Genomic DNA, 11,832 nt, shown 5'->3' with positions numbered 1-11,832 from the left:
CGTTAATACCGCTCGTAATACCATCAGATAAAAATCCCGCTGCTGGCTGAATCGCTAACATCGTTACTATACTTACAGCTAATACAGTAATAAGCGGTGTTACAATAATATCTACTGCATTCGGCACTGCTTTTCGTACTCTTCTCTCAACTACTACCATAAGCCACGCTGCAAAAATAACTGCAAACAATCCGCCCCGCCCAGGTACCATTGCCTCACCAAATAATTTCACATTTGCCATCGCCGGATTGAAAATTAAAATACCCGCAATCGCCCCAAGAACTGGTGTCCCGCCAAATTCTTTCGCTGTATTCCAACCGACTAAAATCCCTAAAAATGTAAAGATACCGCCGCCAATGAGTAGTAACATTTGTAGCCATGTAGCATTCGGATCAGCACCAGCGTTTTTCGCAAAGTTAGCAACTCCGTTTATAATTCCTGATGCAACAAGACCAGGTATTAACGGAATAAAAATGTTACCTATTTTTCGTAAAAAGTTCTTCACTGGTGTATTATTTTTCTTCTTCATCTCTGATTTAATCTCTTGACCAATATCTTCAAGATGATGATCTGCAACCTCACCAATTCGTAATCCTGTTAAAACTTCCATTTCAGCTGCTACTTTATTTACAGTTCCTGGACCAACAACAACTTGAAGTGTTTCATCTTCAATGACGCCCATAACGCCTTCAACCTTTTTCAAAAGATCCATATTCACTTTACTTTCATCATGAAGCGTTAACCTCAGTCTCGTCATACAATGAGCAATGCCACGAATATTTTTTATTCCCCCAAGTTGCTCTGAAATTTCTTTGGCCATTCTCTCTTCTTTCTTCATAATAGAATCCCCCTCCCTATTCTTATCGTTTCACTTTATAATGCTTTCTTCACAAAGCCTTTCGCTTCTTTTAGTTTTTCTAGTGCTTCCCCATACTCACACTGTAGTAATACCATAACGATAGCAACTTTCACATTACGATTTGCTTTTTCGTAATACTCTGCCGCTACTTCATAACTAACTCCTGTTGCTTCCACAATAATTCGTTTTGATCGTTCTACTAACTTTTCATTCGTAGATTGAACATCTACCATTAAGTTTTTATATACTTTTCCTACACCAATCATTGACGCTGTTGAAATCATATTGAGCACTAATTTTTGCGCTGTACCAGCCTTCAAACGTGTTGAGCCTGTTAATATTTCTGCACCTGTCTCTACTTCTACATTGAGTTTTGCATACTTACTTATTTCAGCATTTTTATTACAAGAAATACTCGCCGTACTTGCTCCCACACTATGTGCGTATTTCAATCCGCCAATTACGTAAGGGGTTCTACCACTTGCCGCAATACCAATCACTGTATCTTTCTCGTTTAAGCCAATACTTTTCAAATCTTCTTCTGCTAATTCTTCGCGATCTTCGGCACCTTCCACCGCCTTAGTAAGCGCTTTCAATCCACCTGCTATAAATCCTTGCACCATTTTATCATCTGTTCCAAATGTTGGTGGGCATTCAACCGCATCTAAAATACCTAAACGGCCACTCGTACCAGCCCCAATATAAATTAATCGGCCCTCTTCTTCAAAAGATTTAATAACAGTCTGTACGACCTTTTCAATGTGTTCTATTTCTTTTTCAACTGCTAACGCAACAGTTCGATCTTCTTCATTCATACTTTGTAACACTTCTTTTATACTCATCTCATCTAGATTCGTCGTTTTCTCATTACGGTGTTCTGTCGATAAATTTTCTAACATATTGCCACCCTCTTTGAAATTATATTTCACACTTTTATTATAACTTTAAGAAACTAAAAATCAATAACTCTTTCTTATTTTATGAAATAAAATTTCACAACATGACATATTTTTGTCAAAGATAATAAAGTGAAACTTTAATCAGCCCGACCCCCACCTAACTTTCTTTGCTTCCACTGAATTTTGAGGGAGGGGGCTTACTGCCCGGCAAATAGCGGGATAAAAAAAGATGAGTCCCCTCATCTTTTCTTCTACTTTAACTTCCGTAACCGCAAAGCTTCTTCTCGCGTCTCCATAAATTGATCCAGCACTTTATTGCCAATTCGATTAAAAGTAATCACATATAAAGCATCAATCATATTCAGTTGCGTCATTCTCGAAGCAATACTCGCAATACGATGATCTTGCTCTACATCCGGCATACAAAGGCGAATGTCCGCTTCTTTATATAAAGGTGATGATTGGTCAAGTTTTGTAATTCCGATAACAGTTGCACCTTGTCTCTTTGCATATTGCGCCATTTCAAGCACATCTTTCGTTCGCCCAGATGTTGAAATTGCCACAAATATATCGCCTTCTTTTAAATTCGTCACAAGCGGCAACATCATATGAAAATCAGATAGCATCATCGCTGTAAATCCGAGCCGTGTAAATTTATACGCCCCATCCATCGCCGGTGTCGCTGACCCACCTACGCCGTAAAATAAGATCTTATCCGCATTTACAATACGATCTGCAGCTTTCTCAAGTTCCTTCTTATCTATCGCCGTAACACTTGCCTCAATTGCAGCTTTATTCACATACGTAACTTTATTAAACAAATCGTACGGTCCATCTTCCTTATTCATTACTGAAAAATCGTTAATATTATAATCAGCAATCGTTAATTCACGAACAAGCGCTATCTTAAATGCTTTAAAGCTTCCAATACCGATTGTTTTACAAAAACGTACAACACTCGCCTCACTCGATCCCGCATTTGTAGACACTTCTTTTGTCGTTAAATTTGGAACAATCTCTGCGTTCTCCATTATGTACATGGCAACCTTCTTTTCAGCTGGTGAAAATTGATCCATATTATTTTCAATTTTAAATAGTAATGTTGAAGCTTTCACTATTTAACCTCCACTTCTTACGGTTGCGTATATTCTCTAATATCATTTGTATCATATAGATAAAAACCATCATTACCAGGTTGATGATGAACAATTACAGTTCGATCCCCTTTTTTATATGACGTTATTTCACCTTCAGATCTCTGTTTTTCCCATCCATATATCCAAATTGCAAAGTCAGGTACAAAAGCAGTGTACTTATAGTCTTTCGGTTTTCATCTTCTACATAGGAAGAAAAAATAGAAACTGGAAAATATTTCACTTTTTGATTCTTTCCATGCGGTAAATGGTATACATAGTGCAATAAGTATGATTACGCCTATAACCTTCCCCTTCGTAATCTTCAAACATCCCTCTCCTCGTCCACATCATATACATAGATTTTACCATAATTACAAACCACTCATGCTACATGCCCATTGCTTTTTGAAATAAAAAGAGCTTACCTACGTTAGATAAGCTCTTTCCCTCTATACAAAATACTTCTTTAAAAGTGGCGGCGTAATAATCGTTGTCAATATAACAACAATAACAATCGCTGTGAAATTTTCTTTCGCTAATAAATTCGCCGTCAGTCCATTTGCTGCGATAATCAGCGCTACTTCTCCGCGTGACACCATCCCTGCACCAATACTAATAGAAGATTGGAGATTGAATCCTGTCAGTCTTGCTCCTAAACCTGATCCGATTAACTTTGTGAAAATCGCAACGAGCGTCATAATGATAATGAACCAAAGCTGACTCCCGATTCCTTGAAATGTAATTTCCATTCCGATACTTACGAAGAACACTGGTACAAATATCGCATAAGCAATCGGTTCAATTTTATGTTCCACTTCATGCTTATACTCCGTTTGAGAAATGGCAATTCCTGCTGCAAATGCTCCAATAATACCTGCAATTCCCATCATTTCACTGTAATACGAAAAAGAGAAACAAATAATAAGAGCCGCGCTAATTAAAGCTTCTGTTACGCGAAGCGGCACAAGCATTTTCATAATCCAAGGAACGACTTTCCATGCGATAAAAACAATACTTACAAAGAAAACAATTTTCTTTACAATGACAAGTGTTATATTCACATCTTGCGTTCCTAAGAAGCTCATAACAAACGCTAATAAAATAACGACAATTACATCATCAAATACGGCAGCACCTAAAATCGTTGTACTTTCTCTCGTATTCATCTTCCCTAAATCTCTTAGCGTTTGCACTGTAATACTAACCGATGTTGCACAAAGTAATAATCCTAAAAAAATGGCGTGAGATTGCATTAATCCAAACAACAGTCCTGTCACATATCCACCGATGAAAGGAAAAATAATTCCACCAGCCGCTACTGCAAACGACGATTTCAAATTCCGATTTAACTCTTCTAAATCTGTTTCAAGTCCCGCCATAAACATAAGTAGCAAAACACCAATTTCACTAAGCTCATCAATAAGTTCTGAACTATTAATAATACCTAGCACCGCAGGACCGATAATAATACCAACAAGTAATTTACCAAGTACAGAAGGCTGACCGAGTCTAACGCTAATATCACCAGCTAATTTCGTACAAAGTAAAATGACGACAAGTTCAAAATAAAATAACATAGCATCTTCTCCTACTATATAAAGTGAAACTTTAATCAGTGGGGGTTTTGTTCATCCCCCACTGATTATGAGCCCTCACCAATCGGGCGTTTACGGGCAGCCCGACCCCCACCTAACTTCTTTGCTCCAGCCGAATTTTGAGGTGGGAGTTTTACTGCCCGTTAATGTGGGATAAAATAAATCTATTTGTTAACCCGCATCCATTTCCGCACATAGTTTCCCCTATTCATCCGGATTTTATTTGTTAAATTTTTATTTGACAAAATATTCTGAATTATAATAAAGTTAATCCAGAAACTTTAAAAAACTACATACCATAACTGTACCTCCATTTACTTACGTACTCTTTTCTAATGGGCTCATACTATATTCGCAGTTATGGAAATGAAAAACGAGGGGAGAGTCCAAAATGAAGTCATTATTACGAAAAAAAGCGCTCAATACTGAATCACCAAAGCAACTAGATAGAACATTAACTGCACTCGATTTAACGTTCTTAGGAATCGGCGCCGTAATTGGGACAGGGATCTTTGTATTAACAGGTATTGTTGCAGCAAAACATTCTGGTCCTGGTATTATGCTATCATTTCTTATCGCTGCATTTACTTGTGCTTGTGTAGCCTTTTGTTATGCTGAATTTGCTTCTTCTATACCTGTCTCAGGAAGTGTGTATACTTACGCATATATGACAGTCGGAGAAGTCGTCGCCTTCATCGTCGGATGGTGTTTAATGCTTGAATATTTACTTGCCGTTGCAGCTGTAGCTGTTGGGTGGTCTGGTTATTTACAATCTTTACTACAAGGATTTAACATACACCTTCCCGCCATAATCGCCTCGGCCCCCGGTGTTGGAAAAGGTGGTATCATCGATTTACCAGCTGTCTGTATTTTACTTCTTATTACTGGCCTTTTAAGTTTTGGTATACGTGAAAGTGCACGCATTAATAATATTATGGTTCTTATTAAACTAGCTGTTATCATTGCCTTTATCGTTGCAGGCGCAAAATATGTAAAGCCTGAAAATTGGACACCGTTCATTCCATTCGGATACGATGGTATTATTACTGGAGCTGCCACTGTATTCTTCGCCTTTTTAGGGTTTGATGCAATCGCAACCGCTGCAGAAGAAACGAAAAAACCACAGCGTGATTTACCAATTGGCATTATCGGTTCCCTTCTTATTTGTACTGTTTTATACATGATTGTATCTTTCGTTTTAACAGGCATGGTTCCTTATACACAATTAGATGTTTCTGATCCAGTTGCATTTGCATTGCATTTCGTTGGTGAAGATACAATTGCAGGATTACTCGCTGTTGGTGCGATGACTGGAATGACAACCGTTCTCTTAGTCGTTATGTATGGACAAGTTCGTGTTTCATATGCGATGAGCCGCGACGGTTTACTTCCAAAAGCGTTAGCACGCGTAAATAAAAAAGTGAAAATCCCTTTATTAAATACGTGGATTACTGGCGTTGTTGCCGCTTTATTAGCGGGACTTTTAGACCTACATTTACTCGCGAATTTAGTAAACATCGGTACGTTAACAGCCTTCACATTCGTTTGCTGTGCTGTACTTATTTTACGAAAAACACATCCTGACTTAAAACGCGGATTCCGTACTCCTTTCGTACCTGTATTACCAGTTGTCGCGATTCTTTGTTGCTTATATTTAATGATCAATTTGTCTAAAACAACATGGATTAGCTTTGCAGTTTGGCTTATAGTCGGCTTATGCTTCTATTTCTTCTACTCTAGAAAGCATAGTCATTTAGCTACTGAAAAAACAAATGATGAGACGAAAGAAGCATAATAAAATAGCTCGCCGATGAAACGGCGGGCTATTTTCCTGTTTTATTATGTTTTCTCGTTAACGATTGTAAAATGATGAATATGCCGATGCAAGCTGTAAGCGATGCCCAATTCCCTATTGGTGTAGCGTATTTAAAAACTCCAATACTTACAAGCAATAAGAAGATAATCACCTAATATATAAGCTTCCACTTTTGCATAGATTCCCCCTTTACTTCGTCTCCTTCTTTTTCTTCTTCCACGCATTTACACTATCAAAGAAGAAATTAATAAATAACGTGCCTAAACCCGCTAATAAGAAAGTCATTAAAAATAAAACCCAAATACTTTTCTCTTTTAAGAAATAATATCCTACAAGGAGCACAACCGCGATCCATACATATTCAAGAATTCTTTTTAGCTTTTTCTGTTCCAAATTATTCGCTCCGATACGATAAACTTAACTAAATCTATACAATTCAATCAAATTTACACAAGTTAGTGCTTCATCGTGTTCTCGCAACCCCGAAGGGACGAGGGGTTGCGAGAACACGATGCAGTATCGTTACCTCCTATTATCAAGCATTTATTTTACCCATCTTGATAAGTTTATCGAAGCATTTACATCCCTATCGTGATGGCTATTGCATGAAGCACAACACCACTCACGTATTTTTAAACTCCACTGTCCTTCTGGTTGAACTGTATGGTCGTATTTTACACCGCAACATGAGCAAATCTTGCTTGAAGCGAACCATTTATCAGCTTTTACATACTCAGTGCCGTACTTCTCGCACTTGTATGACAGACATTGAAAGAAGAAGTGTAATTTTTGAAATGAAAATGCTTTCGATAGTTTTTTGTTTTTTAACAGGTTTGAGATAGATAAGTCTTCCACAACAATCCTCATTGGTTTGGTTTTCACCAATTTAGCTGTTGCTTGATGGATATGGTTATTTCGGATATTCGTAATTTTCCTAGATAACCGCAGGTGCTCAGCTTTCGCTTTTTCATATCCGGCAGATTGAATTTTTACACCTTTTTTAAATCTCCTCGACATATCTCTTTGTGCTGACTTTTTCCTTTTCAAAAGTTTTTTAACCTTAGCATCTTTGTTTATATTTCGTTCTTTCATGCCATTAGAAGCTACAAAAAGCTCTTTTAAACCAATATCCACACCAATCGACTCATCGGTTAGTTCTTGTAATTCAAAGTCTTCTTGGAACCCTACACTCATCCACCAGTGACGACCGTCAAAGGTAACTCTTGGATTGGATGGTTTTTTATTTCTTGGTAGTTGTTGGCTTGTTTTCACTTCTCCAATAGACTGAATATGAACTACTTTCTTTCCTATAACCAGTCTTTCATAATTGGCATAAAATCCTTGAATTAAATCTTTTTTGGATTTATAAGAAGTGTGATAACCATTTTTGTACTTTTTGAACGAATGTTTTCTCGCCGTATCAAAATCTTTTGAAGCCTGTTTGGGAACTTGTGCATTGATGTCTTTTAACCACTCATATCTCTTTCGCTTCTTGATCTTTGTAAATCGTTTCTGTAAAGCTAACTGTGAAACAGATTTTCCAAATAGCTTATAGTATCTATCACTCATTCTTTTACAATAGTTATAAGCGAATCTTGCAGCGCCAGCATGGTTTCTAAGCACTTTTTCTTGTTCAGGCGTTGGAATTAGTCTGACTTTCTTCGCCAATATCATCAGAATGTAACTCCTTTAATGAAAGATTTGTTCTTCTGAATAGTAGCGTGTTCCACCAGCATTCTCGTAAGACTACTCGGATGCAAACCTGTTAATTCTGATACTTGACTAACTCGTGAAAATTTCATTATTATTCTTACCTCATTGAACCTACCATAGCACATGTGTTCGGTAGATTCAATGAGACTTAATAGATTTAATTAAATTTATCTCGTTCAACTAAGGGCGCAATTCCTTAGACAGTTCTCTTATGAACTTCTCATGTTTTCACATGAGCGCAGACTATATGTTTATCTCTTTAGAGATAGAGGATTTTTCCACCACCATAGGCTTGTGATGTACTCTCGTCAGTTATACGAGATAGTCGTTGAACGTTCATCTTATCACTTTTGACTTAGATGATTCGAGGCGGAAGACCCATTGTTCTAGTGTTTAGGGTTTAACCTTGCACCATCTGATTGATTTTTTCTGCTTTCGCGACATTCACGCTCGCCATTTCTAGCCACGTTGTAGTTCAATCAGCTTTAGGGATTGCCCGCAGTTAACCCTCACTACTAGCCAATCACTTGACTAGCAGGGCTTACTGATATATTTAATTAACTTTCGTTATAATTGGTTAAATAAATCGTAACAGTTAATTACCCTTTTTCTATACTACTTTTAGTATAGCAAAAAAGAAGCCTATCATGATAAGCTTCTTTTTCTTCTCTCTTATTTGTTCATGCTTTTTTCAACGAGTGAAATCGCATGCTCTATCGTACGATTCATCGTTTCTACCTGTTCGTCTTTCACTTTCGCATCTTTTAATACAGCTTCTGCAACTGTAATTTTTTGCTGTAATGATTTCACTGAACCGTCCGTTACATTCGCAGCTTGCGCTTTCTGTACTACAACTTTTGCAGATTCAATATTGATTTTTAATTTTTCTTTCGGTGTTTTTGGTTGCTCTTCTGCTACTTTAGATTGTACAAAGTTTACATTAGCTGTTTTTAATTCGTTATACGTTTGAATAATTTGTTCCCCAGTACTTCCGATATTTTCAAACGCTTGCTTTGCAGTGTTATAGCTTTTCTCTAGTTCTTGAAATGCTTCCTTTGAGTATTGACCTGGCTTATCACCAAATTCATACGTACCAGCTAACACTGCTTTTACTTTTCCTAGCTCTTCATATAACGCGTTTACTTGCTCTAACTTCGTACGATTAAAAAACTCATTGTACGCTGCTAATACTTCTGAAGAACTTAATGCTTTACTATATAATTTTGCTAGCGCAATTTGACCATTTAACGGAATGCCACCATTTCCATTGCTATCTGGATCAGCTCCAAATGCAAACGGTACGTTCGGGTGATACACTTTTCCTTGAGCTGGTTGGCTATTTACTTTTTTACCATCTACATAAATGGCTACTTCATTTCCGTTATACGTTCCTGTTAAATGATATGTTTTGTTCGCTTCTAACTGAACGCCAACACGTTTATAACTACCACCAATATGAGCCCACAATTCAACATTTCCACTTCCTGTAGATTCAAAACCAATTCCACCACTCTCTGTATTTTGCAAAATACCTTGTCCACGAATTTCATTCATTGAAAATACAGTTTCTAACGTAAATGCATTTGCTACTTTTTCTTTTTGGGCTGCTGAAAACGGCAGATACCCAAATGTATTTGCTTTCCCGTTTAACTTCATAACATTCTTTTTCAAAGCTTTATCATATTCAATAGTCACATTGCCCTTCACATCACCTTTTGTAACAAATGGTGAATTGTCTTTAAATGTACCATCTGCAAAGTTCACATCGAAAACATCAGCCTTTGGCACTTTTACATTCGGATCGATATTATCTTTTTTCGTAGTAATTTCTGCCGTTAACGGCTGCACACTTTCATTGCCAAATGAATCAATTGCGACGACTTCAAGTAGGTATGTTTTCCCACCATCTAACCCTGCAAGCGTAAATGTAAGGTCTTTCGGCACTGGGTCACGGTAAAACTCTGAGAATGCTAATAACTTATTTTTAATCTCACCTGTTTGTTTATCCTTCGCTTGTACACGATAAGAATGAACAAGAAGGTTATCCAATGCTTGCGGGAATGTTACTGTTGCTGCGTTTTCTGTTACATTTGATACAGCAAGCTTTGCATCCTTAGCGAAGTATGGCTTTTCTTTATCACGATTTTCTACATGTGTAAATGTTTCTTTCTTTGCTGGCAATTTAATTTTCCAAGGCTCACCCGTCCAAGCATTCGTATGGAAATCACGACGGTTAATCGTTACCTCTTCATCATCTACTTCTACTAATAAACCTTGGCTTAACGTACTAGCTCCTGGCGGGATATTTCCTTGTACTTTACCGCCTTCAACTTCCATATAACTTACAGAAGATGTACCAACAGACGTAAAGTCTTTTTGATGAATTGATCTTGGATCATCTAACGGATAATGAGAATGACCTGAAAACGTAATGACTTGTGGGTATTCTTTTAATACTGCATTAATTTTCGTACTATCTTTCGTTCCCCACTCTTGGCTACCGTATACTGTATCTTTAATATGTTGATGTAAAAATACGAAAATCGGCTTTTCTGGATCATCCTTTTGCGCTTTTGCCATTTCTTCTTTTAACCAGTTAATTTGCTTGTCTGAATAATATCCATGAGTTGTCCCATCTTCCGGAGACATAACAAGGAAGTGATACCCTTTCACCACTTTATGATAATAAATCGATTCCATTCCTGTTTTTTCTAAGAAACGCTTCTGCGCTCCCTCTACAGATAAGCCGTTCCAATAATCATGATTACCGAGAGAATTCATTCGTACCGCATCTTTATTTGCATTTTCATTATACACTTGCATGAAGCGATTATATTGTTGTACCGATCCTGAATCAGTAAAATCTCCTACAATTACAAATGCATCTTGTTTTGGAGCAAGTGTATTAAACTGTTCAATCGCTCTTTTCCAGCGAAACGTATCATCCGTTCCACTGTTTTTAATATGTACATCACTTACAACTGGAAAAACTAACTTCTTCTCACTCTGCATCTTTTCTTGTTTCTTCTCTTCCGCTTTGACTGATGTACTCCACGGAAATGATACAAACGCCAATACAAAAATCATTAATAATCCAATAAGGCCTTGTACTTTTCTTAAAGCAGTTCTGTCCACGTGAATCCTCCTCATAATAATTGATTCATTACAAGGACTATTTTATCTAAAGCATATTAATGTCGTTTAAATCACAAATGGATTTTATTAGATTTTTGTAAATATACAGTTAATTATAAATTAAGTCCCACATTCCTCGTACTATTGGATACAACCACCTTTTGTCTAAAAGATTCTGATCATTCTTTTCCCATGTCTATTCACATATACTCTTTTCTATAACATGAATGATACGTTAAGATGTAAGCCTATTAGACAATCTTAATTTTTAACATTTTCTTCTTTTCTTAACACATCGGCCATGCTTCTACATTTAATAGTAGTAAAAGACAACTTAAAAAGGAGGGGTTGTATTGAAGATTAAAAAAAATATTGGCTGTTTCGCTCCTTTATCTATCATTTGTCCAGACCCTTGTCCACCGCCCCCTCCTCCAAATCCAAGTTGCGAGCTAGTAACAAATGAATTTGCAGGGAATTTCCTCATAACTAATAGCACCATTCCCTCTGCCAAAGATGCATTACAATCAATGATACTATGGCAAAGTGATGGGATACTCCTTATATCAGGTACTGTCTCGGTTTACAATAGTACTAGCAGCACTGAAGCAAGTACAATTCAAATCGTTGGAGCAGTAACTAATATTTTCACTGTGTTTCCTGGCAATACAATATCTTACAC

General features: G+C 37.1%; 11 protein-coding genes and 1 pseudogene. 2 read left to right on the top strand and 10 right to left on the bottom strand.

The genetic code is table 11. The annotated features are described in order from the left end of the window. The 5 genes and pseudogenes from JDS92_RS27905 to JDS92_RS27885 all read right to left on the bottom strand — a co-directional run. Positions 1–838, bottom strand: an 838-nt coding sequence (locus tag JDS92_RS27905; protein WP_199632898.1) for a PTS transporter subunit EIIC, incomplete at its 3' end; no start/stop codon positions are given. Positions 839–873: 35 nt separating this feature from the next. Beyond that, positions 874–1,758, bottom strand: a complete 885-nt coding sequence (gene murQ, locus JDS92_RS27900; protein WP_199632897.1) for an N-acetylmuramic acid 6-phosphate etherase — start codon at positions 1,756–1,758, stop codon at positions 874–876. 251 nt (positions 1,759–2,009) lie between these two features. Beyond that, the gene (locus JDS92_RS27895; RefSeq protein WP_000648150.1) at positions 2,010–2,873 is read right to left on the bottom strand and encodes a MurR/RpiR family transcriptional regulator; all 864 of its coding nucleotides are present in this window, start codon (positions 2,871–2,873) and stop codon (positions 2,010–2,012) included. Positions 2,874–2,890: 17 nt separating this feature from the next. Continuing rightward, positions 2,891–3,220 (bottom strand): annotated as a pseudogene (locus tag JDS92_RS27890) (outer surface protein). Between the two features lie 123 nt (positions 3,221–3,343). Further along, on the bottom strand, positions 3,344–4,471 hold the full coding sequence (locus JDS92_RS27885; RefSeq protein WP_000899812.1) for a cation:proton antiporter: 1,128 nt from the start codon (positions 4,469–4,471) through the stop codon (positions 3,344–3,346). A 409-nt stretch (positions 4,472–4,880) separates the two neighbouring features. Between JDS92_RS27885 and JDS92_RS27880 the strand changes: the two genes are divergently transcribed. Further along, complete coding sequence (locus JDS92_RS27880; protein WP_097957710.1) at positions 4,881–6,284, top strand: branched-chain amino acid transporter BcaP; 1,404 nt, start codon at positions 4,881–4,883, stop codon at positions 6,282–6,284. A gap of 28 nt (positions 6,285–6,312) precedes the next feature. Here JDS92_RS27880 and JDS92_RS27875 read toward each other — a convergent pair whose 3' ends face one another. The 5 genes from JDS92_RS27875 to JDS92_RS27860 all read right to left on the bottom strand — a co-directional run bounded on the left by JDS92_RS27875 (position 6,313) and on the right by JDS92_RS27860 (position 11,153). Next, positions 6,313–6,456, bottom strand: a complete 144-nt coding sequence (locus JDS92_RS27875; protein WP_000583223.1) for a hypothetical protein — start codon at positions 6,454–6,456, stop codon at positions 6,313–6,315. A 38-nt stretch (positions 6,457–6,494) separates the two neighbouring features. Continuing rightward, positions 6,495–6,698, bottom strand: a complete 204-nt coding sequence (locus tag JDS92_RS27870; RefSeq protein WP_199632896.1) for a hypothetical protein — start codon at positions 6,696–6,698, stop codon at positions 6,495–6,497. 150 nt (positions 6,699–6,848) lie between these two features. Next, a complete protein-coding gene (locus JDS92_RS27865; RefSeq protein WP_199632895.1) occupies positions 6,849–7,979 on the bottom strand; it encodes an RNA-guided endonuclease InsQ/TnpB family protein in 1,131 nt (376 codons plus the stop codon). After that, positions 7,979–8,107 (bottom strand): hypothetical protein, encoded by a 129-nt coding sequence (locus JDS92_RS31310; RefSeq protein ID WP_000672787.1) that lies wholly within the window; start codon positions 8,105–8,107, stop codon positions 7,979–7,981. Before JDS92_RS31310 ends, JDS92_RS27865 begins: the two co-directional genes overlap by 1 nt. A gap of 583 nt (positions 8,108–8,690) precedes the next feature. Beyond that, positions 8,691–11,153 (bottom strand): LamG-like jellyroll fold domain-containing protein, encoded by a 2,463-nt coding sequence (locus JDS92_RS27860; protein ID WP_141523616.1) that lies wholly within the window; start codon positions 11,151–11,153, stop codon positions 8,691–8,693. A 353-nt stretch (positions 11,154–11,506) separates the two neighbouring features. On the opposite strand from JDS92_RS27860, the gene JDS92_RS27855 reads away from it, so the two are divergent. Further along, the coding region (locus JDS92_RS27855) for an S-Ena type endospore appendage (RefSeq protein ID WP_199632894.1) at positions 11,507–11,832 on the top strand (326 nt) is incomplete at its 3' end.

The organism is Bacillus cereus group sp. N12 (genome assembly GCF_016483575.1).
GTDB lineage: Bacteria > Bacillota > Bacilli > Bacillales > Bacillaceae_G > Bacillus_A > Bacillus_A toyonensis.
Note: the sequence above shows the minus strand (reverse complement) of the source record. Positions and strands in the feature narration are given on the sequence as shown.

What these genes read in the sequence shown, in the direction of transcription:
- JDS92_RS31310 (WP_000672787.1), bottom strand. Translation starts at nt 8,107, where the DNA reads ATGAAATTTTCACGAGTTAGTCAAGTATCAGAATTAACAGGTTTGCAT.
- murQ (WP_199632897.1), bottom strand. Translation starts at nt 1,758, where the DNA reads ATGTTAGAAAATTTATCGACAGAACACCGTAATGAGAAAACGACGAAT.
- JDS92_RS27865 (WP_199632895.1), bottom strand. Translation starts at nt 7,979, where the DNA reads ATGATATTGGCGAAGAAAGTCAGACTAATTCCAACGCCTGAACAAGAA.
- JDS92_RS27880 (WP_097957710.1), top strand. Translation starts at nt 4,881, where the DNA reads ATGAAGTCATTATTACGAAAAAAAGCGCTCAATACTGAATCACCAAAG.
- JDS92_RS27885 (WP_000899812.1), bottom strand. Translation starts at nt 4,471, where the DNA reads ATGTTATTTTATTTTGAACTTGTCGTCATTTTACTTTGTACGAAATTA.